This is a genomic window from Sorangium aterium (assembly GCF_028368935.1).
In the GTDB taxonomy this organism is placed as follows: domain Bacteria; phylum Myxococcota_A; class Polyangia; order Polyangiales; family Polyangiaceae; genus Sorangium; species Sorangium atrum.
Genome location: NZ_JAQNDK010000001.1, coordinates 2,121,673 through 2,144,943, shown reverse-complemented (window position 1 = coordinate 2,144,943; position 23,271 = coordinate 2,121,673). Strand labels below are relative to the sequence as shown.

7 protein-coding genes are annotated in these 23,271 nt (G+C 70.9%); 1 reads left to right on the top strand and 6 read right to left on the bottom strand.

What is annotated here, in order from left to right; genetic code table 11:
• Window positions 1–94 precede the first annotated feature (94 nt).
• Entirely contained in the window at window positions 95–718 is a 624-nt protein-coding gene (locus tag POL72_RS07665) for a hypothetical protein (protein WP_272094373.1), read from the top strand.
• 121 nt (window positions 719–839) lie between these two features.
• On the opposite strand, the gene POL72_RS07660 is transcribed toward POL72_RS07665, so the two are convergent.
• The 6 genes from POL72_RS07660 to POL72_RS07635 all read right to left on the bottom strand — a co-directional run bounded on the left by POL72_RS07660 (window position 840) and on the right by POL72_RS07635 (window position 23,142).
• Complete coding sequence (locus POL72_RS07660; RefSeq protein ID WP_272094372.1) at window positions 840–1,196, bottom strand: hypothetical protein; 357 nt, start codon at window positions 1,194–1,196, stop codon at window positions 840–842.
• A 326-nt stretch (window positions 1,197–1,522) separates the two neighbouring features.
• Entirely contained in the window at window positions 1,523–2,449 is a 927-nt protein-coding gene (locus POL72_RS07655) for a hypothetical protein (RefSeq protein WP_272094371.1), read from the bottom strand.
• A gap of 144 nt (window positions 2,450–2,593) precedes the next feature.
• A complete protein-coding gene (locus POL72_RS07650; RefSeq protein ID WP_272094370.1) occupies window positions 2,594–3,385 on the bottom strand; it encodes a hypothetical protein in 792 nt (263 codons plus the stop codon).
• A 936-nt stretch (window positions 3,386–4,321) separates the two neighbouring features.
• The gene (locus POL72_RS07645; protein ID WP_272094369.1) at window positions 4,322–10,369 is read right to left on the bottom strand and encodes an AAA family ATPase; all 6,048 of its coding nucleotides are present in this window, start codon (window positions 10,367–10,369) and stop codon (window positions 4,322–4,324) included.
• Between the two features lie 503 nt (window positions 10,370–10,872).
• The gene (locus POL72_RS07640; protein ID WP_272094368.1) at window positions 10,873–16,902 is read right to left on the bottom strand and encodes a sensor histidine kinase; all 6,030 of its coding nucleotides are present in this window, start codon (window positions 16,900–16,902) and stop codon (window positions 10,873–10,875) included.
• 207 nt (window positions 16,903–17,109) lie between these two features.
• Entirely contained in the window at window positions 17,110–23,142 is a 6,033-nt protein-coding gene (locus POL72_RS07635) for an AAA family ATPase (RefSeq protein WP_272094367.1), read from the bottom strand.
• Window positions 23,143–23,271: the final 129 nt, after the last annotated feature.

Here is a 23,271-nt window from a genome sequence, read left to right as displayed (position 1 = left end):
TTTACTCCATTTACTTGGGGTCCGGCAGGCCTCCCGGGATCGTCGGCTCCCGGCGGATCTGGGCCATGAAAGCACATAGAGAGGTTCGGCTCGTATGCAAGCGCAGAGCATGTTGGTGCAGGCAGGGACGGCGGTCTTCGCGATGCTGGCGGCGTCGGGCTGCGTCGTCGCCGAGAGGATAGAGCAACCAGGAGAGGAGGAGGTCGACTCGGTGAGCGAAGCGCAGCTCGACCCTGGCATGTCGACCCCATGGCGGCTGTACACGGCGACCTTCTCGAACGGCCAGCCGTTCTTTCGAGCCCTTGCGATCGGCGGGAGCAACGTGGGCAGCTACCAGGCGAACACCGAGTACTTTGATGTGACCACGGCGAGCCTGCAGTACCTCGGCAAGAAGGGCGTGAGCTTCAGCCACACGGACGGCAGCGGCGCGCCGCCGACGCCGAGCGGAACGCAGCAGTTTCAGCTGCCGGTGAGCTCCTCCTGGACGTGGTTCTCGAGCGACCAGGTGAGCGGTGGATACCGCTATGACAGCGGCAACGTGCACCTGCGGATCGGCACGGGCGGCGGAGAGATCACGCGGCTGACCTGGTACCAGACGATCACGCAAGGACAGAACCCGGCCAACATCACGCCGAACGGGGCGTTCACCGTCGGCTCCGGCGCCGTGACGGTTCCGGTTGGAAGCGCCGGATACTACGTCGACGACACGATCCCGTGATCACGTCGATCCACGGCGAGTCGAGGCGCTCGGCGGCGGGGGTGCACCGACCCGCGATCCACCCAGCTCGCGCCGGCGGCGCGCCAGGGGCTCCTCCGAGACCGCGGCGACACGCATCGGGTCAGCGCGGCGTCCAGGTGCCATTCACTTCGTCGCAAATCGGCTTGACGATGTCCGCCGTGAGCGGCCCTGCTTCGTAATAGTACGTCGTCATGGTCTCGCCGTCGCCGGTGAGGACGCAAGCGCCGAGCACGTCGTCGGTGGAGCATCGATCGACGAGCTCGGCCTCGAGGTTTGACGTGTCCTTGCACTGGCTTTCGTGCTTGTCCGCATCGTAGGTCTCGAGCTCGGCGCAGCTACGGACCGTCACGCCTCCCGGGGTGCTGCCGGTGAACTCGCAAGCCACATAGCTCGCGGCCGGGGCCTCCCCGCCACATCCCACGATGAGCATGAACACGACGATGAGAACATTGCTCATGGCCAATCCTCCTTGATGAGCGCTCGAAGGAGCGCGAAACGCTGACAATCACTGCTGTGTCCCCGAGCTCCTCCAGATGTCGACCGAGGACACACGAGCGCGATGGCGGGCCACGACAGGGCCTGCCGGAGCGCTGGCCCCGAGCGCGCTCCCCTGGAGGCGCTCGGGGGATGACCCGCCAGAGCGCAGATCAGCTTGGAAACCGGAGAAATGAACCGCCAAGCGCGCCAGGGACGCCAAGAGAAACACAAGAGTCTTGGCGTCTCATGGCGCCTCGGCGATTCGACTCCTTGCCGTTTGCATGCGGCTTCGGCCCGTCTGTCGCTCTAGAACTTGCCCGAGATCGTGAGGCCCACGTTGCTGTCGGGTCCTGAAGGCGCGACCTGCAGGCCGGCCCTGCGCAGGTCCCGCTGGTAGGACTGCACCGGATGTTCGGGATCGAACATGGCGCCGAGCGACCACGCGGAGGCGAGGAGACCGGACGTCAAGCTCAACATCCGCGTCTCTGCTGGCAGATCGCCGTCCCACGCGGGCACGGTCGCGGCGACCCCGCCGAGCGCGATCGGGAGGTGGATGGCCCAGCTCGGGATCGCAGGCGCGGTGGTCAGCAGATCCCGTTCGATGCTCGCGATCTGCGCGCCTGACAGCCGCGCGCGCCATTCGGACGTCGCCACCAGCGCGTGATCGGCGCGGAGGCGGGACACGGGAGGATATCCGGACAGCGCCAGGTTCAGGCAGGAGAGCAAGCCCGACAGGTAATACCCCGACGACAGCGCGACCGGCGCCACCCTCCCGAAACCGCTCTCTGTGAAGAACGCGAGCCCGAGCCAGACGCTGCCTTGCGAGAGCAGCGCGGCGGCGCCAACCGTCTCGCGCCGGTACGCCTCCGGCACAGCGAGCGCGGCGATGCCTCCCGCGAGTAACGTCGCGGAGCCGGCGGTCAAGGCGAGGAAGCGAGGCTCAGCCGGGGCTGCGGTCAAGCTCAAGGCGAGGCTCGCCCCGCCGATACCGCTGACGAGGATGGGCACCCCTTTCCCGGCGGAGTGCAGCCTGATCACGTCGGGGAGGTGCGTCGCAAGGAGCGCGGCGCGCTCGCGTCGCTGGGCGATGTCTTCCCGACGCTCGGTCTCGTCCCACGCCGGGGCGATCGCCTCCTGCGCCGCGGCGCTCACCGGCAGCGAGAGGCGCGCCATCGCCGCTCCCACCAGGACCGCCTTGCGCGCGTGGCGCTTGCTCCATGACGACCAGACCATGCGAAACCTCTCTGTTGAACTATCTCACGCTGACAGCGCTCGAACCATTCGACGAACCGAACACGATAGGCACGCTCTCCGGCGCCCTCGAAAGCACGTTTACGCAGGCGGGCGAGCAGGCCGCGCGAGGCGCGCGCCGCTCGATCAAGGCTCCTTCGCTGCGCCGAGGAGCGCACGCACGCCCGAGGCATGCGCGCTCGTCGGGCGCGAGGCGAGGAAGCGCTGGCCCAGCTCGGCGGCGCGGGACCGATCGCCGCGGCGGATCAGCGCCTCGATGCGGAGCACGGTGGCCTCCTCGCCCATCGCGCTCCGAGGAAACTTGCTGTCGTGGGCGTCGAGCGCCGTGAGGCATCCCGCCGCGTCGCCAGCGGCGAGCGCGTCGCGCGCGCGATCGATCATGGCGACCTGCTCGCCGAGCGCGTCGATGGCGATCTGCTCGCCGAGCGCATCGCCCGGCGCGCCGCGAGCGGATCCCGCGCGCGGCGCGGCGCTCTTCGGGCGCGGCGGGCTCGCGGCGGCGGGCGCTGGGGCCGGCGGGGCGCTCGCCTGGAGCGGGAGCGGCGCGCGCGTCATGGGCCCGGAGGGCGCCGGCGAGGGCGCGGCCGGCAGCGCGGCCGCCGCCGGCGGCTCGCCGGCGGCGGGCGGCGTGAGCGCGGCCTGCGGGGCGCTCGACGGTGCCGCCGCGGAGGGCGGCGCCGACGGCCGGAGGAGCGCGACGCCCGCGCCGATGAGGCCGACGCCGATCGCCGCCCCGAGGCTCCACTTCGTGAGCGCCAGCAGCTTGCCGGTGCCCGCCTTCAGCGCGGGCGCGGCAGACGGGGAGGGGTCACGCTGCGCGCGGGGGCGATGCCTCGTCGGCTTGCCGAGACGAGGCCGCCCTCGACGCGCGCGCAGGGGGAAAGGCGCAGGACGCCGAGCGACGCGCCGAGCGGGCACGCGTCGGCGGCGAGGGCGGCACGCAGAAACGATGCAGAGCCCCCCGCCAGGGGGACGTCGGAGGACACCTCGAGGTCCGCGTCGAAGCGCACCGGGCCGACGCCGCGGGTCGTCACGGCGAGGGGAGGCTCCGCGGAGATGCGCGCGCCGAGGGAGGGGAGGCCGATCATCTGGCCGACGAGGAGCTGCGCGCCGAGCACCAGGTGTGTCGGAGCGTCGGGCTCCGGCGCCGGCGGCCGCGCCCGCGTGCTAGCGGCCGGCGAGGGACCGGGTGGCGGGGCACCAGCAGGCGGGGCGCTGGCAGGCGGTGCACCGACCGGCGGGGGCAGCGCGGCGACGGCGCTCGCGGACGCGGAAACCGTGGGTGTGGCGGCTGTGGCGGGCGCGTCCCCGGCCTGGGTATCGACGGCGAGCGCGGTCACGACGGCGAGCGCGGCGACGACATCGGCACAGGTATCATCCGCGACATCGCGGTCGGACGCCGTCCCGTCCGCCGCGCGGACGCTGAGGCGCCCGATGAAGCGGCGATCGCGCTTCTCGATGATCACGACGTACGCGCTCGCAGCGTCTGTTTCCGCGATGTGCCGCCGGAGGCGCGCGCCGACGCGCGCACGAAACTCCGCCTCTGTCGGGCATCCAGCCTCCGCACGGTACTCGATACGCAAGGGCGCCGCGGTCGGCTGAGCGTGCGCGACCGCGCTGCCGCCGAGCGCCGCAGAAATCAGGAAGAGCGGCGCTGCCGAGGAGCGTGACCTCACCTTGGGGCCAATGTGGCGTCCCAGAGCCCGGGGCGCCACTTCGCATCGTCGCGTTCGCTCTCGCCCGGAAGCGGCGGCGCTTCCCCCCGTGGCCGCCCTGCGCCGCGCCTCCTCCACGGGGCCGGGCGGTTCGGCATCACCTCCCTCACAACGAAGGAAGAACCTGGGCGACCCGGAGCTAGGCCTGTGGGAGCAGGTCCCCTCGGCCGTCCGCCGCCGTGTCCGACTCCGCAGGGTGCAAAGGCAGCTCGACGATGAAGGTGGCGCCCGCGCCCGGCGCGCTCTCGACGCGGATGGTGCCGCCATGGGAGGCGACGATCCATCGCACGATGTAGAGCCCGAGGCCGAGGCCTCCGAAGTTGCGGACGGAGACGGCGCGCTCGAAGCGCTCGAAGATCCTGGCCTGATCGGCCTCGGCGATGCCGATGCCGTGGTCGCGGACGACGAGCAGCGCGCGATCGGCCAGGCCGCGCACGACGACGTGAATGGGGGCCCCCGCGCCGTACTTGAGCGCGTTGGACAGAAGGTTGATGAGGACCTGCTCCATGCGAGAAGCATCCCAGTCCCCGACCACGGGCTCGTCCAGGTCGAGCTGGGTGCGGCAGCGGGCGTCGGCGAGCTGCTGGTGCATGCGCTCGACGACCTCGCGCGTCAGGGCGGCCAGGTCGACCGGCGCGCGCGCGAGGGTGAGCCGACCCGCGTTCAGGCGGGTGACGTCGAGCAGCTCGTTGATCAGGTGGGCGAGGCGCGTGATCTGGCGGTTGAGGACCTGGAGCGCGGCGTCGATGCGCTCCGGAGCGACCTCGGCGCGCTGGAGGCGGGGCAGGAGCCGGGCGAGGAGGTGAGCCTGCATCTTGAGCGAGGTGAGCGGTGTTTTGAGCTCGTGGGAGGCGACGAGGAGGAACTCGTCGCGGCGCTCGATCGCCACCTGGGCCTCGGCGAACAGGCGGCTGTTGTCGAGGGCGAGCGCGGCGCGGCTCCCGAGCTCCTGGGCCAGCCACAGGTCGGCGGGGCCGTAGCGGCGCCGTGGCGAGGTCGCCAGCAGGGTCATGACCCCGAAGCGCCGGTCGCGCGCGAGGAGCGGGACCCGGAGGAAGGAGTGAACGCCGAGCGACTCCAGGAGGGGCGCAGCGCGGATGTCGCCCACCTCGGCGTGATCCAGAGAGCGCCCTGCCAGGGGCCGCAGCGCGTCCGTCACGGCGCCTGCGAGCTCGGGAGGCACGCCGGCGGTGGCCGTCCGCCCCGGGGCATCCTGGGCGAGGTCCACGTCGATGACGCACCGGTCGGCCAGCTCGGGCACGGCGAGCTGCGCGACGCTCTCGAGGGTGGCGCCGTAGCCGAGGGCCATGAGCTGGCGGCTCGCCTCGGCGAGGAAGCGCTCTGCGAGCTCGGCCCGCTTGCGCTCGGTGATGTCGGTGGAGATGCCGCAGAGCACGCCGGGCATGACGCTCTCGCCGAGCGGGAACTTGAGCGACAGGTAGGTGTGCGGCCCGTCCTCCATCATCACCACCTCCTCGCACTGCAGCGGCTCGCCCGCGTCGAGCACACGCCGGTCGTTGTCAGCGATGATCTCGGGATCCGTGGAAGGGAAGAGTTCGGTGGTCGACTTGCCGATGAGCTGCTCGGGCGGCATGCCCAGGAGGCGCCCCACCTCGCGGTTGACGAGCAGGTGCCGGCCGTCGCGATCCTTGAGGTAGATGGCGGCGGCGGAGTTGTCGACGATGGCCTGCAGCGTGGCCTGGCTCCCGCGGAGCTCCCGCTCCGCCCGGCGCCGCTCGGCGTTCTCCTGCTCGATATCGGTGTAGAGCATGGCGTTCTCGAGCGAGATGGCCGACTGCGAGGCGAGCAGCTCGAGCACGGTGAGCCGCCCCGGGGTGAACGCGCCGGCCACCAGCTTGTTCTCCAGGTACAGTAGGCCGAGCAGCCGCGCCTGGCGCACGATGGGGAGGCACAGCACCGATCTCGGCTTCTTCCGCGTGAAATACGCGTCCTCCGAGAACGGGTGCCGCCCGGCGGCGTCGTCGAGCAGCACGCGCTCGTGGCTCCGGCGAACGTAGTTGAGGATGGATTGCGGCAGCGCGTCCGCCGCCGCCTCGCCCGCGTCGAGCAGCCGCGCGGCGCCCCCGGACGCGGCGATCGCCGCCGCCGTCGACAGGCGATCTTCCCGGAGCAGGAGCACGTACCCCTCTCCGGCGCCCGCGTGCTCGACCACGATGCGCAGGAGCATCTCGAGCAGGCGCGGGAGCTTGAGCTCGCCGGAGATGCTCTGGGAGGCCTTGACGACGGAGAGGACGTCGAACTGCTCGGCGCGGACGGCGAAGGTGACGGTGGGCGCGATCGGCTTCCGCTCGACGAGGAAGGGATAACGCTGGTCGAGCTGATCGACCTTGGCGTGGGCGCCCCAGCGGAAGTAGGCGGCGCGGGCCTTCTGGAGGTAAGCGTCGGCGGGCGTGGACAGGCCGCGGTCGCGGTAGAGCCGGGCGGCGAGCTCGCAGGCGATGGCCTCGTGCTGGACGAAGCCGCCCTCGCGCGCCGAGGAGATGGCCTGCTCGTAGAGCCCGATGGCCTCCAGGTCCTGGCCGCGGAGCCGCGCGATCTCGGCGCGGACCAGGGCGTGTTTGTGGAGGAAGTTGTCGGGGCCGCTCGCGGCCCACTCGCCGAGCTGCCGCTCGCAGTCGAGCAGCCCGTCCGGGAGCTCCGGCCGGGGCGACTGCGCTGCGGCGCGGTCCTCGCCGTCATCGACGAGCGCGGCCAGCGCGAGCGCGCGATAATAGAAGCACTCGGCGTACAGCGCGCACGCGTCGAACTTCCAGTCGTAGTCGACGACCACACGGGCCGTCGCCGCGAGCGTCTCCCGGGGAGAGCCGAGGATGAACGTCGCCTGAGCCTTCATGCTGAAGTGGAAACAGCCAGAGACGACCCCGCCCTCCCGGCCGAGGCGCGCCTCGAAGGCCGCCTGATCCAGCTCGGCGCCATCCAGCATCGCGTAATGGACCGGCCTGCCGCGCAGCGTCTGGATGAGGTGCCGGGCGCCGAGGAGGATGTCATAGACGAACGCGTAGCCGGCCTTGCGCACGAAGGCGAGGCGGTCCTCGGTCAGGTGAAGGGCGTCCTCCAGCGGCTCGCCGGAGAGCAGCGGGAACATCGCTGCCCAGATGCAATTGTAACATGCGTTGTTCCAGTCGCCGCCCTCCAGCGCGGCGTTGAAGCCGCGGCGAGCATAGAAGGCGGTCTCCCGGTAGTGGCGCGTCCAGAAGACGATCTGCTGCCCGAACAGGGTGAACACCGCGCCCTTCGTGGCGAGGGCGTGGCCCCTGTCCGCGAGATCGTAGCCGAGCTTTCCGAACAGGTAGGCGTCACGGTATTGCCCGAACCGCGGGCCGAACATCCGCGCGAATGCGGTGTACGCCTGGGCGGAGCTCTCCGCGTTGCCGTGGCGCAAGCTGAGCTTGACCATGCGCACGAGGAGCAGATAGTGCAGCTTCACATCCACGAAATAGGCAGGGATGTTCACGCCCATCAGGACGCGCATCGCGACCTTGATCTCGGGGTGCTCCATGGGGGGCAGGTCGACCAGATCCTCGATCACCCGGCCGCCCAGGGCCTGCCGGACGCTCTCGGTCTCTTCTTCGACCTGCGCATCGGTGACGGGGAGCGACAGCTCGATGTCCCAGGCGCGGAGGCACGAGAGCCCGAGCTCGACGGCGCGGGCGCACTGACCGCGGGTGACGTTCTGCGTAACGGCGAGCTCGACGACGGCGGCGCGCTCGATCTTGGTCCTCGCGCGCTCCATGAGCTCGTCGAGGAGCCGCTCGGCCTCCTCGAAGCTGCCGGTGGCGTAGGCGGCGTGCGCGCGCTCGAGGCTCAGGTCGTAGGTCAGATCGTACCGAGTCTCCCAGCGCTCGCGGGGATCTCGCGCGAGGAGGGCCAGGCCGGCGGCGAAGAGGGCGGCGGCGGACTGGTAAGCGGCGGCGCCCTTGGCCTTCCTGCCGGCGCGGAGGTTGAGGGCGGCGAGCTCGTCGCGTTCGGCCTGGGAACGGAGGAGCGCGGCGCCGCGGTTGAGGTGGCCGACGACCTCGAAGAGCGCCTCATCGGGCTCCTCCGCGCGCCGTGCCTTCAAGAGCAGCTGGCCGATCCCGAGGTGCACCTCGGCGAGCTGTCCTGTCGGGATGAGCGAATAAGCGGCCTGCTGCACCCGGTCGTGGAGGAAGCGATAGGCGCTGTCCCGGCGGAGCAGGAGCCCCTCCCGCACGGCCTCCTCGAGCGCCGTGCGCAGCGCCTCCGCCGGCCTTCGCGCGATGATCGCGAGGGTGTCGAGGTCCACGCCGTCGCCGAGGCACGCGGCGAGCTTGAGGGCGTCGCGCGTGGAGACCGGGAGCCGCTCCAGCTTGCCCACCATCAGCTCGACGACGTTGTCGGTGAAGCCCTTGTCGCGGATGGCGGCGCTGTCCCACCGCCATGCGCCCTCGTCCGCATCGAAGGTGATGAGCCCCTCTTCATGCAGGGCGATGAGGAACTGGAGCACGAAGAACGGGTTGCCGCCGGTCTTCTCGTAAACCAGCTGTGAGAGCGGCCCGACGTCCGCTTCGGGCGCATGCACCGCCTCGGCGACGAGCGCCCCGACGTGGGCGGCGGAGAGCGGCTCGAGGACGATGTCGCCGACGGCGGCGCCGCGCTTTTGCACCTCTGCGAGCGTGAGCCGGAGCGGGTGCGCGGGGCCGACCTCGTTGTCGCGATAAGCGCCTATCACGAGGAGGTGCGCGTCGCCTGCGAGGGTGGCGAGCTGCTCGAGCAAAAGGAGGCTACCGGGGTCGGCCCATTGCAGGTCGTCGAGGAAGAGGGCGACGGGGTGCTCCTTGCGGGCGCAGGCGGCGACGAAGCGCTGGAGCGTGGCGAGAAGCCGGCTCTGGGCCTCGGCGGGCGGGAGCTCGGGCACGGGCGGCTGCGGGCCGAGGAGCAGGGCGAGCTCGGGGAGCATGTCGGCGAGCAGCCCGCCGCCCGCGCCGAGGGCCTCGCGGAGGCGCTCTCGCCAGCGCTCGACCTGCTCCTCGCTCGCGCCGAGGATCTCCTGCACGAGCCCCCGGAAGGCGTGGAGGAGGGGGCGATAGGGGACGTCGCGCTTCAGCTGATCGAACTTGCCGGAGAGGAAGAAGCCGCGCTCGCGCACGATGGGCCTGTGCAGCTCGGCGACGAGCGACGACTTGCCGATGCCCGAGTAGCCCGAGACGAGCACGAGCTCTGGCCGGCCTCTGGCGACCACGCGCTCGAACGCGGCGAGCAGCGCCTCCACCTCGCGCTCGCGGCCATAGAGCCGCTGCGGGACCTGGAACCTGTCGGAGACGTCGCGCTGTCCGAGCGGGAAGGCCTCGACGGCGCCGCTCTGGCGCAGCTGGGAAGAGCACTGTTCGAGGTCGTGGCGCAGGCCGAGGGCGCTCTGGTAGCGCTCCTCGGCGGCCTTGGAGAGCAGCTTGAGGACGATGGCGGAGAGCTGCGGTGGAATCGAGGGGACGAGCGCGTGCGGCGGCTGCGGCGCCTGGGCGATGTGGCAATAGACCCATTCGACAGGATCGCTGGCCTGGAAGGGCAGGGTGCCAGTCAGCATCTCGTAGAAGGTGACGCCGAGGGAGTACAGGTCGGTCCGCTCGTCGACCCGGCGGTTCATGCGGCCCGTCTGCTCTGGCGCCATGTAAGCCAGCGTGCCCTCGATGAGCCCGTCGTGGGCGAGCTCCTGGGCTTCGCGGCGAGAGAGGGAGGCGATGCCGAGATCGGTGATCTTCACCTCGTCGGTGTCGGGGTTGTAGAGCAGGTTCTGGGGCTTGATGTCCTTGTGGATGACGTGCCGCCGGTGCATCTCGGCGAGCGCGCCGGTGAGGCGGACGGCGAGGGGGAGGAAGCGCTCGATCAGCATCCCGCCCATCGCGCGCATCGGCCCGTCGCCATCGAGCAGCCGGTCGAGCGAGCGGCCGCCGAAGTCCTCGAGGACCAGGGTCATCTGGTCGCGGAACGGCTCGATCCCGTAGGCTCGGACGACGACGGGCGACTCCAGGGCCCTGGCGACCTCGAGCTCGTGCTGGAGCCTGCCGAGGGCGCGGGGGCTCGCGTGGTCGCGCCGCAGGACCTTGAGCACCACCGGCCGGCCGTCCTCCTCGCGCCGCGCGCGGTAGAGGATCGTGTCCGCACCTTGGTGCAGCACCTCCAGCACGCGGTAACGCGGACTATCGAGCATAGGAGGATCTTTGAAAACCGGGGCGCCGGCGGCGTGTCGCCATTCAACCCGGTACACTGCCAAAAGCGCCGCGCCTCGTCACGAGCAAACGGCGGCGCGATCTCGCGCCGGCTCGCCTGTGGAGCCTCCGTCATGCAGGGCGGGAGCCGTCGGACTGCCGCGGAGCGTCGTACCTGGACAGCAGCTCACAGAGGCGATCCAATGGAATGGCGTTCACGGTACGGCAGCTGACACGCGGTGTCTCGGCGGTGGAGTGGGGAGTCCCACAGGACCTCTCTCGGCCTCGATCACGGCATGGAACCGCGACGATCTCTCCTCGCCGGAGCGCTCCGTGTCCGCGAACCGCTCCACGCCCGAGAGCGCTGGACCGAGGTGGTCGTCGACGAGGCGACCGCGCAACCTCGGGATCCGTTCACAGCGGAGGAACCTGTGGGGCGAGGCTCAGGCTCTCGTGGGCCGCGATGCGCTCGAGGTGGCCGGGCAGACGAACAGGGAGCGCGCTCCTACGCGTCCGGGAGCAGGGCGCCCTGGCCGTCCGTCTCTGTCTCCGCCGCATGCAAAGGCAGCTCGACGATGAAGGTGGCGCCCGCGCCTGGCGTGCTCTCGACGCGGATGGTGCCGCCGTGGGAGGTGACGATCCACCGAACGATGTAGAGGCCGAGGCCGAGACCTCCGAAGTTGCGGACGGAGACGGCGCGCTCGAAGCGCTCGAAGATCCTGGCCTGGTCGGCCTCCGCGATGCCCATGCCGTGATCGCGGACGACGAGCAGCGCGCGGCCTTCCAGGCCGCGCACGACGACGTGAATGGGGGCCCCCGCGCCGTACTTGATCGCGTTGGACAGGAGGTTGATGAGGACCTGCTCCATGCGAGAAGCATCCCAGTCCCCGACCACCGGCTCGTCCAGATCGAGCTGGGTGCGGCAGCGGGCGTCCGCGAGCTGCTGCCTCATTCGCTCGACGGCCTCGCGCGTCAGGGCCGCCAGATCGACGGGCGCGCGCGCGAGGGAGAGCCGGCTGGCGTTCAGGCGGGTGACGTCGAGCAGCTCGTTGACCAGGTGGGCGAGGCGCGCGATCTGGCGGTTGAGGAGCTGGATCGCGGCGTCGATGCGCTCCGGAGCGACCTCGGCGCGCCGGTAGCGGGGCAGCAGCCGGGCGAGGAGGTGCGCTTGCATCGTGAGCGAGGTGAGCGGTGTCTTGAGCTCGTGGGATGCGACGAGGAGGAACTCGTTCCGGCGCTCGATCGCCGCCTGGGCCTCGGCGAACAGGCGGGTGTTGTCGAGCGCGAGCGCCGCACGGAGCCCGAGCTCCTCGGCCAGCCACAGGTCGGCAGGGCCGAACCGGCGCCGGGGCGCGGTCGCCAGCAGGGTCATGACCCCGAAGCGCCGGTCGCGGGCGAGGAGCGGGACGCGAAGGAAGGAGTGAACGCCGAGCTGCTCCAGGCGGGGCGCGGCGCGGACGTCGCCCACCTCGGGGCGGTCCGGCGAGGTCGCTGCCAGGGGCCGCAGCGCGTCCGTCACCGCGCCTGCGAGCTCGGCCGGCACGCCCGCCGTGACTGCGGTCACCGTGTGTCCCGCGGTGCAGCTGGGGTGCTCCACGTGGATGACGCACCGGTCGGCCAGCTCGGGCACGGCGAGCTGCGCGACGCTCTCGAGGGTGGCGCCGTAGCCGAGGGCCATGAGCTTTCGGCTCGCGTCGGCCAGGAAACGCTCTGCGAGCTCGGCCCGCTTGCGCTCGGTGATGTCGGTGGAGATGCCGCAGAGCACGCCGGGCATGACCTCCTCCCCGAGAGGGAACTTGAGCGACAGGAAGGTGTGCGGCCCGTCCTCCATCGTCACCTCTTCCTCGAACTCGAGCGGCTCGCCTGTCTCGAGCACCCGCCGGTCGTGATCGCCGATGATCTCGGCGAGCGCAGCGGGCAAGAGCTCGGCGTCGGTCTTTCCGAGGAGCCGATGGCCCGGCAGGCCGGCGACGTTGCTCGCCTGGCGGTTGACGAGCAGATACCGGCCCTCGCGATCCTTGAGGAAGATGGCGGCGGCGGAGTTGTCGACGATGGCCTGCAGAGTGGCCTGGCTCTCACGGAGCTCTCGCTCCGCCCGGCGCCGCTCGGCGTTCTCCTGCTCGATATCGGTATAGAGCATGGCGTTCTCGAGCGAGATGGCCGACTGCGAGGCGAGCAGCTCGAGCACGGTGAGCCGCCCCGGGGTGAACGCGCCGGTGACGAGGTTGTTCTCCAGGTAGAGCAGGCCGAGCAGCCGCGCCTGCCGCACGATCGGGAGGCACAGCACCGATCTCGGCCTCTTGCGCGTGAAATACTCGTCCTCCGAGAACGGGTGCCTGGCGGAGGCGTCGTCGAGCAGGACGCGCTCGTGGCTCCGGCGGACGTAGTTGAGGATGGATTGCGGCAGCGCGGCCGAAGGGGCCTCGCCCGCGTGGCGCATCCGCACCGCACCCCCCGGCGCCTCGATCGCCGCGCTCCACAGGCGTTCGCCCCGGACCAGGAGGACGCACCCCTGCTCGGCGCCCGCGTGCTCGACCATGGTGCGCAGGAGCATCTCGAGCAGGCGCGGGAGCTTGAGCTCTCCCGAGATGCTCTGAGAGGCCTTGACGACGGACAGGACGTCGAACTGCTCGGCGCGGACGGCGAAGGTGACGGTGGGGGCGATCGGCTTTCGCTCGACGAGGAAGGGATAACGCTGGTCGAGCTGATCGACCTTGGCGTGGGCGCCCCAGCGGAAGTAGGCGGCGCGGGCCTTCTGGAGGTAAGCGTCTGCGGGCGTGGACAGGCCGCGGTCGCGGTAGAGACGGGCGGCGAGCTCGCAGGCGATGGCCTCGTGCTGGACGAAGCCGCCCTCGCGCGCCGAGGAGATGGCCTGTTCGTAGAGGCCGATGGCCTCCATGTCCTGCCCGCGGAGCCGCGCGATCTCGGCGCGGACCAGGGCGTGTTTGTGGAGGAAGTTGTCGGGGCCGCTCGCGGCCCACGCGCCGAGCTGCCGCTCGCAGTCGAGCAGCTGGTCCGGGAGCTCCCGCGGCGGGGAGTCGCGCTCCGCGTGCGGCGCGCTGGAGAGGGCCGCGAGCGAGAGCGCGAGATAATAGAAGCTCTCGGCCATGAGCGCGTGCGGCTGGTTCCAGAAGGGTTGCTCGGTGACGACGCGGGTCGCCGCCTCGAGCGCCTCCCCGGGAGCGCCGAGCACGAAGAGCGCCTGCGCCTTCAAGCTGTAATAAAATTCGCGCGTGGTCTCCAGCTCTCCCTCCTTCAGCCGCGCCTCGAAGGCCGGAGGATCCAGCTCGGAGCCGTCGAACATCGCGAAGCGGACCGGCCTCCCGCGCAGCGCCTGGATCATGGCGTGGGCGCTGAGGAGGGCGCCGTGCGCGAACGCGAAACCCGCGCTGAGCACGAAGCCGAGGCGCTCGTCGACCTCGTGGAGCACGTCGTCGAGCGCCTCGCCGGAGAGCAGGTGGAACAGCGCGTCCCACATGCAGTTGAAGCACGCCATGCTCAGCGCGCCGGACTCGACCGCGGCGCTGAAGCCGGCGCGCCCGTACGGATACGTCTCTCTGTAGTGGCGAGTCCAGAAGACGACATGGTGTCCGAAGGTGGCGAACACCATCGATTTCGTGGTGAGGAGGCCGCTCCTCTGAGCCAGGTCGTGGCCGAGCTTGCCGAACCGATAGGCCTCCTGGTATCGCCCGAACCTCGGGCCGAACATCCTCGCGAACGACGTGTACGCGACAGCGGAGCCCTCGGCGTTGCCGTGGCGCAGGCTGAGCTGGACCATGCGCAGGAAGATGAGAAAGTAGAGGTTCGGGGTCATGAAGGACGCCGCGATGCCCGCGCCCTCCAGCACACCCATCGTCAGCTTGACCTCCCGGTCGGTCATGGAGGGCAGGTGGATCAGGTCCTCGATCGCCCGGTCACCCAGGGCCTGCCAGACGCCCTTCGTCTCCTCTTCGAGCTGTGTGTCCGTGGGGAGGCGTGGAAGAGCGAGGTCGCAGGTGCGGAGCCACGAGAGGCCGATCTCCACGGCGCGGGCCGATTGCCCGCGGATCAACTGGAGCGTGACGATGAGCTCGACGGCGGCGGCCGTCTCGGTCCTGGTCCTCGCGCGCTCCATGAGCGCTTCGAGGAGCCGCTCGGCCTCGTCGAAGCTGCCTGTGATGTACGCGGCGTGCGCGCGCTCGAGCGTCAGGTCGTAGGTCAGCTCGTGCTGCGCGTCCCAGGAGGCCTGCGCGAGCAGGGAGAGGCCCGCGGCGAAGAGCGCCGCGGCGGACTGGAAGGCCGCGGCGGCCTTGGCCTTCCTTCCGGCGCGGAGGTTCAGCGCGGCGAGCTCGTCGCGCTCGGCCTGGGAACGGAGGAGCGCGGCGCCGCGGTTGAGGTGGCCGACGACCTCGAAGAGCGTTTCGTCGGGCTCGTCGGCGCGCCGTGCCTTCAAGAGCAGCTGGCCGATCCGGAGGTGCACCTCGGCCAGCTGCTCTGCCGGGATGAGCGAATAAGCGGCCTGCTGCACCCGGTCATGGAGGAAGCGATAGCCAGAGCCCCGGCGGAGCAGGAGCCCCTCCCGCACGGCCTCCTCGAGCGCGTGGCGGAGCTCCGCCGCTGGACGGCCCGCGACCACCGCCAGGGGTTCGAGGTCGAGGCTGCTGCCGAGGCACGCGGCCAGCTTGAGCGCGTCGTGCGCGGGGGCCGAGAGGCGCTTGAGCTTGCCCGCCATCAGCTCGACGACGTTGTCGGTGAAGCCCTTGTCGCGGATGGCGGCGGTGTCCCACCGCCACGCGCCCTCGTCGGCGTCGAAGGCGATGAGCCGCTCTTCGTGCAAGGCGATGAGGAACTGGAGCGCGAAGAAGGGGTTGCCGCCGGTCTTCTCGTGGACGAGCTGCGAGAGCGGCTCGACCTGCTCGGCGCCGGCGTGGACGGCCTCGGCGACGAGCGCGCCGACGTGGGCGGCGGAGAGCGGCGCGAGGACGAGCTCGGAGACGGCGGCGCCGCGCTTCTGCGCCTCGGCGAGCGCGAGCCGGAGCGGGTGTGCCGGGCCGACCTCGTTGTCGCGGTAGGCGCCGATCAGCAGCAGGTGCTCGGAGCCGGTACAGGTGGCGAGCTGCTCGAGCAGGAGGAGGCTGGCCGCGTCGGCCCATTGCAGGTCGTCGAGGAAGAGGGCGACGGGGTGCTCCTTCCGGGCGCAGGCGGCGACGAAGCGCCGGAGCGCGGCGAGCAGCCGGCTCTGGGCCTCGGCGGGGGGGAGCTCGGGCACGGGCGGCTGCGGGCCGAGGAGGACCGTGAGCTCGGGGAGCACGTCGGCGAGCAGACTGGCGTCCTGGCCGAGGGCCTCGCGGAGGCGCTGTCGCCAGCGCTCGAGCTGCTCCTCGCTCGCGCACAGGAGCTCCCGCGAGAGCGCCCGGAACGACTGGAGAAGGGCGTGGTAAGGGACGTCGCGCTTGAATTGCTCGAACTTGCCGGAGAGGAAGGAGCCGCGCTCGCGCACGACGGGCCTGTGCAGCTCGGCGACGAGCGAGGACTTGCCGATGCCCGAGTAGCCCGACACGAGCACGAGCTCGGGCCGGCCGTTCGCGACCACGCGCTCGAACGCGGCGAGCAGCGCCTCCACCTCGCGCTCGCGGCCGTAGAGCCGCTGCGGGACCTGGAACCGGTCGGAGAGATCGCGCCCGCCGAGCGCGAAGGGCTCGATGGCGCCGGTCGACTGCCACCTTGCGAAGCACGTGTCGAGGTCGTGGCGCAGGCCGAGGGCGCTCTGGTAACGCTCCTCGGCGGCCTTGGAGAGCAGCTTGAGCACGACGGCGGAGAGCTGCGGTGGAATCGAGGGGACGAGCGCGTGCGGCGGCTGCGGCGCCTGGGCGATGTGGCAGTGCACCCACCCGACGGGGTCGCTGGCCTGGAAGGGCAGGGCGCCAGTCAGCATCTCGTAGAAGGTGACGCCGAGGGAGTACAGGTCGGTCCGCTCGTCGATCCGGCGGTTCATGCGGCCGGTCTGCTCAGGCGCCATGTACGCGAGCGTGCCCTCGATGAGCCCGTCGTGGGCGAGCTCCTGGGCTTCGCGGGGGGAGAGGGAGGCGATGCCGAGATCGGTGATCTTCACCTCGCCGGTGTCGGGGTTGCAGAGCAGGTTCTGGGGCTTGATGTCCTTGTGGATGACGCGGTGCCGATGCAGCTCGGCGAGCGCGCCGGTGAGGCGGACGGCGAGGGGGAAGAAGCGCTCGATCGGCATCCCCATCGCGCGCGTCGGCCCATCGCCATCGAGCAGCCGATCGAGCGAGCGGCCGCCGAAGTCCTCGAGGACCAGGGTCACCTGGTCGCGGAATGGCTCGATCCCATAGGCCTTGATGACGACGGGCGAATCGAGCGCTCTGGCGACCTCGAGCTCGTGCTGGAGCCTGCCGAGGGCGCGGGGGCTGGCGTGGTCGCGCCGCAGGGCCTTGAGCACCACCGGCCGTCCGTCCTCCTCGCGCCGCGCGCGGTAGAGGATGGTATCCGCACCTTGGTGCAGCACCTCCAGCACGCGGTAGCGTGGACTATCGAGCATAGGAGGATCTTTGAAAACCGAGGCGCCAGCGACGCCTTGCGGCTCAACTCGCTACACTGCCAAAAGCGGTGCGCCTCGTCACGGGCAAACGGCGGCGCGTCCTCGCGCCAGCTCGCCTGCGGCGACTCCCTCGCCCAGGCATGGCGATGGCGTGGACGGAAAGCGAGCTGCTGACGCGCAGTCGGGTAGCGAGCGCGCAGCGCGCACCTACGCCTGCGGGAGCAGGGCATCCTGGCCGTCCGTCTCTGTCTCCGCCGCATGCAAAGGCAGCTCGACGACGAACGTGGCGCCCGCGCCCGGCTGGCTCTCGACGCGGATGGCGCCGCCGTGAGAGGTGACGATCCACCGAACGATGTAGAGGCCGAGTCCGAGACCTCCGAAGTTGCGGACGGAGACGGCGCGCTCGAAGCGCTCGAAGATCCTGGCCTGATCGCCCTCGGCGATGCCGATGCCGTGATCGCGGACGACGAGCCGCGCGCGATCGCCCTCGCCGCGCACGACGACGTGAATGGGAGCCCCCGCGCCGTACTTGAGCGCGTTGGACAGGAGGTTGATGAGGACTTGCTCCATGCGAGAGGCATCCCAGTGCCCGACCACGGGCCCTTCCAGATCGAGCTCGGCGCGGCAACGCGCGCTCGCGAGCTGCTGTCTCATCCGCTCGACGACCTCTCGCGTCAGGGCCGCCAGATCGAACGGCGCGCGCGTGAGGGTGAGCCGGCCGGCGTTCAGTCGGGTGACGTCGAGCAGCTCGTTGACCAGGTGGGCGAGGCGCGCGATCTGCCGGTTGAGGACCTGGAGCGCGGCGTCGATGCGCTCCGGGGAGATCTCCGCGCGCCGGTAGCGGGGCAGCAGCCGCTCGAGCAGGTGCGCCTGCATCTTCAGCGAGGTGAGCGGTGTCTTGAGCTCGTGCGAGGCGACGAGGAGGAACTCGTTCCGGCGCTCGATCGCCTCCTGCGCCTCGGCGAACAGACGGCTGTTGTCGAGCGCGAGCGCGGCGCGGCTCCCGAGCTCCTCGGCGAGCCGCAGGTCGGCAGGGCCATAACGGCGTCGGGGCGCGGTCGCCAGAAACGTCATGACCCCGAAAGACTGGTCGCGCGCGAGGAGCGGGACCCGGAGAAAGGAGTGAACGCCGAGCTGCTCGAGCAGCGGCGCAGCGCGGAGCTCGCCCACCTCGGGGCGGTCGAGAGAGCTCGCAGCCAGGGACCGCAGCGCGTCCATCACCGCACCTTCGAGCCCGTCCGGCACGCCTGCGGTGATCGTGGTTCCCGGGGCCCGGTCGGCGAGGTCCACGTGGATGACGCACCAGTCGGCCAGCTCGGGCACGGCGAGCTGCGCGACGCTCTCGAGGGTGGCGCCGTAGCCGAGGGCCATGAGCTTGCGGCTTGCCTCGGCGAGGAAGCGCTCGGCCAGCTCGGCGCGCTTGCGCTCGGTGATGTCGGTGGAGATGCCGCAGAGCCCGCCGGGCATGACCTCCTCCCCGAGAGGGAACTTGACCGTCAGGAAGGTGTGAAGCCCGTCCTCCAGCGGCAGCTCCTCCTCCCACTCCATCGGCGCGCCCGCCTCGCGCACCTTCCTGTCGTGGTCGTGCAGGGTCTCGACGACTGGAGAACACACGATCTCGGCGACCGTCTTTCCGACGATCGCCGAGATCGGCATGCGCATGACGGCGCCCACGTGCCGGTTGGCGAGCAGGAGCCGGCCTTCGCGATCCTTGACGTAGATGGACGCAGCGGAGTTGTCGACGATGGCCTGGAGGGTCGCCTGGTTGGTCTTCAGCGCCTGCTCGGCCCGCCGCCGCTCGGCGTTCTCCCGCTCGACCTCGGCATACAGCATGGCGTTCTCCAGCGAGATGGCCGATTGCGACGCAAGCAGCTCGAGCACGCTGAGCCGCCCGGGGGTGAACGCCCCGGTGATGAGCCTGTTCTCCAGGTAAAGCAGGCCGAGCAGCCGGGTATGCCGCACGATCGGGAGGCACAGCACCGATTTTGACCCCCTCTGCCTGAAATACTCGTCCTCCAGGAACGGGTGCCTCGCGGTCGCGTCGTCGAGCAGCACGCGCTCGTGGCTGCGGCGAACGTAGTTGATCACGGATCGCGGTAGCGCGGCCGCCGCCGCCTCGCGCGCGTCGAGGAGCCGCGCCGTACCCCCGGATGTCGAGAGCGCCGCCGCGATCGACAGGCGATCCTTCCGGACCAGGAGGACGTGCCCCTCTCCGGCGCCCGCGTGCTCGATCGCGACGCGCAGGAGCATCTCGAGCAGGCGCGGGAGCTGGAGCTCGCCGGAGATGCTCTGAGAGGCCTTGACCACGGACAGGACGTCGAACTGCTCGGCTCGCACGGCGAACGTGACGGTGGGCGCTATCGCCTGGCGCGGGGCGAGGTGGGGATAGCGCTGATCGAGCTGCTCCACCTTGGCGTGGGCGCCCCAGCGGAAATAGGCGGAGCGGGCCTTTTGCAGGCAGGCGTCCGCGGGGGTGGCGAGGCCGCGCGCGCGGTAAAACGCCGCGGCGAGCTCGCTGGCGATGGCCTCGTGCTGGACGAAGCCGCCCTCTTGCGCCGACGACGCGGCCTGCTCGTAGAGCCGGATCGCCTCCGATTCCTGCCCACGGAGCCGGGCGATCTCGGCGCGGACCAGGGCGTGCTTGTGGAGGAAATTGTCGGGGCCGTTCCTGGCCCACTCGCCGAGCTGCCGCTCGCACTCGAGGAGCTGCTCGGGGAGCTCCACCGGCCGGGAGGGCCGCGCATCATGGGCCTCGCGCGCCTCGCGCCCCCGGCCGGCGTCGACGAGCGCCGCGAGCGAGAGCGCGAGATAGTAGCAATTCTCGGCGATGAGCGCGTGCGGCTCGGTCCTCAAGGGGTTCTCGTGGATCGCGCGGGTCGCCGCCGCGAACGCCTCGCCGTGAGCGCCGAGCACGAAGAGCGCCTGGGCCTTCAGGCTATAATAGCGGCTGCGGATCCGGTGCAGATCCCCCTTGTCGAGCCGCGCCTCGAAGGCCGAAGCATCCAGCTCGGACCCGTCCAGCATCGAGACGCGGACCGGCCTCCCGCGCAGCGCCTGGATCATCGCGTGGGCGCCGAGGAGGGAGCTGTGTGCGTACGCGTACCCGGCCCTCCGCACGAAGCCGAGCCGCTCGTCGACCTCGCGGAGCACGTCCTCCAGCGGCTCACCGGAGAGCAGCCTGAACAGCGCGACCCAGATGCAGTTGAGGCACGCCATGTTCAGGTCACCGGACTCGACCGCGGCGCTGAAGCCGGCGCGCGAGTACGGATACGCCTCTCGGTAGTGGCGTGTCCAGAACAGGACATGCTGTCCAAAGACGGTGAACACCGCCGATTTCGTGGTGAGGAGGCCGCTCCGCTCCGCCAGGTCGTGGCCGAGCTTGCCGAACAGATACCCCTCCTGGTATCGCCCGAACCTGGGGCCGAGCACCCTCGCGAAGTCGGCGTACGCGTAAGCGGAGCTCTCGGCGTTGCCGTGGCGCAGGCTGAGCTCGACCCTGCGCAGGACCATGAGACAGTGCAGGTCCACGTCCGCGAAGAACGCAGGCGTGGCCATCGCATGCAGCACGCCCATCGTGATCTTGATCTCCGGGTGCGTCACGGGGGGCAGATGGATCAGGTCCTCGATCGCCCGTTCGCCCAGGGCCCGCCAGACGCACGCCGCCTCCTTTTCGAGCTGTGCGTCGGTGGGGTGGAGCGGGAGCTCGATGTCGCAGCCGCGGAGCCACGCGAGCCCGATCTCCACCCCGCGGGCGCATTGCCCGCGGGTCAGGTAGAACGCGAGCGCGAGCTCGACGACGGCGGCCGTCTCGCCATGGGTCCTCGCGCGCTGGCGGAGCGCTTCGAGGAGCCGCTCGGCCTCGTCGAAGCCGCCGGTGATGTACGCCACGTGCGCGCGCTCGAAGGTCAGCTCGAAGGTCAGCTCGTGCCGCGTCTCCCAGGAGTCCTGCGCGAGCAGGGAGAGGCCCGCGGCGAAGAGCGCCGCGGCGGACTGGAAGGCCGCGGCGGCCTTGGCCTTCCTGCCGGCGCGGAGGTTGAGCGCGGCGACCTCGTCCCGCTCGGCCCGGGAACGGAGGAGCGCGGCGCCGCGGTTGAGGTGGCCGACGATCTCGAACAGCGTGTCCTCGCGCTCTTCGGCGCGCTGCGCCTTCACGAGCAGCTGGCCGATGCAGAGGTGCACCTCGGCGAGCTGCTCGGGCGGGATCAGCGAATACGCGGCCTGCTGCACCCGGTCATGGAGGAAGCGATAGCCAGAGCCCCGGCGGAGGAGCAGCCCCTCCCGCACCGCCTCCCCGAGCGCGTCGCGGAGCTCCTCCGCCGGACGGCGCGCGATGATCGCGAGGGGGTCGAGGTCCAGCGTGTTGCCGATGCACGCGGCGAGCTTGAGCGCGTCCCGCGCCGGGATGGAGAGCCGCTTGAGCTTGCCCACCATCAGCTCGACGACGTTGTCGGTGAAGCCCTTGTCGCGGATGGCGGCGATGTCCCAGCGCCATGCGCGCCGCTCGGCGTCGAGCGTGATGAGGCCTTCCTGGTGCAGCTCGCAGAGGAACTGGAGCACGAAGAAGGGGTTGCCGGCGGTCTTCTCGTAGACGAGCTGCGAGAGCGGCTCGACCTGCGCTTCGGGCGCGTGGACGGCCTCGGCGACGAGCGCGCCGACGTGGGCGGCGGAGAGCGGCGCGAGGACGAGCTCGGAGACGGCGGCGCCGCGTCTTCGGGCCTCGGCGAGCGTGAGCCGGAGCGGGTGCGCCGGGCCGACCTCGTTGTCGCGGTAGGCGCCGATCAGCAGGAGGTATTCGGGCTCGGCGTAGGTGGCGAGCTGTTCGAGCAAGAGGAGGCTGGCCGCGTCGGCCCACTGGAGATCATCGAGAAAGAGCGCGACGGGGTGCTCCTTCCGGGCGCAGGCGGCGACGAAGCGCTGGAGCGCGGCGAGGAGCCGGCTCTGGGCCTCGGTGGCCGGAAGCTCGGGCACGGGCGGCTGCGGGCCGAGGAGGAGCGTGAGCTCGGGGAGCACGTCGGCGAGCAGACCGCCGTCCTGGCCGAGCGCCTCCCGCAGGTGGCGTCTCCAGCGCGCGACCTGCTCTTCGGTCGCGCCGAGGATCTCCTGAAACAGCGCCCGGAACGCCTGAAGGAAAGGAAGGTACGGGACATCCCTCGTGGTCTGATCGAACTTTCCGGAGAGGAAGAAGCCGCGCTCGCGCACGACAGGCCTGTGCAGCTCGGCGACGAGCGAGGACTTGCCGATGCCCGAGTAGCCCGAGACGAGCGCGAGCTCTGGCCGGCCGTTCGCGACCACGCGCTCGAACGCGGCGAGCAGCGCCTCCACGTCGCGCTCGCGGCCGTAGAGCCGCTGCGGGACGCGGAACCGGTCGGAGAGATCGCGCCCGCCGAGCGCGAAGGGCTGTATGGCGCGGCTCGCCCGCCACCTCGCGAAGCACTCGTCCAGGTCGTGGCGCAGGCCCGCCGCGCTCTGGTAGCGCTCCTCGGCGGCCTTGGAGAGCAGCTTGAGGACGACGGCGGACAGGACCGGTGGAATCGAGGGGACGAGCGCGTGGGGTGGGACCGGGCTCTGCGCGATATGGCAATAGACCCACTCGACGGGATCGCTGGCCCGGAACGGCAGGGCGCCCGTCAGCATCTCGTAGAAGGTGACGCCGAGGGAGTACAGGTCGGTCCGCTCGTCGAGCCGGCGGTTCATGCGGCCTGTCTGCTCCGGCGCCATGTAGGCGAGCGTCCCCTCGATGAGGCCGTTGTGGACGACGTCCTGGGATTCGCAGGGCAGACGGCAGGCGATGCCGAGATCGGTGATCTTCACCTCGTCAGAGCTGGGATTCCAGAGCAGATTCTGGGGCTTGATGTCCTTGTGGATGACGTGCCGCCGGTGCAGCTCGGCGAGCGCCGCTGTCAGGCGGAGGGCGAGGAGGAGGAAGCGCTCGAGAGGGATCGGCACGTCGCCCTCGAGCAGCCGATCGAGCGAGCGGCCGCCGAAGTCCTCCAGGACCAGCGCCGCCTGGTCGTCGAACGATTCGATGGCGTACGGCTTAACGATGGCCGCCGTATCGAGCGCGCTGGCGACCTCGAGCTCGTGCTGGAGCCTGCCGAGGGCGCGTGGGCTCGCGTGGTCGCGCCGCAGGACCTTGAGCACCACCGGCCGGCCGTCCTCGTCGCGCCGCGCGCGGTAGAGGAGGGTATCCGCACCTTGGTGCAGCACCTCCAGCACGCGGTAACGTGGACTATGGGGCATAGGAAGAACTTTGAAACCGGTGCGTCAGCGACGTGCCATGGCCCAATTCGATACACTGCCAAAAGCGGTGCGCCGCGTCACGAGCAAACGGCGGCGTGATCTCGCGCTGGCTCGCCTGCGTCGGCGCAG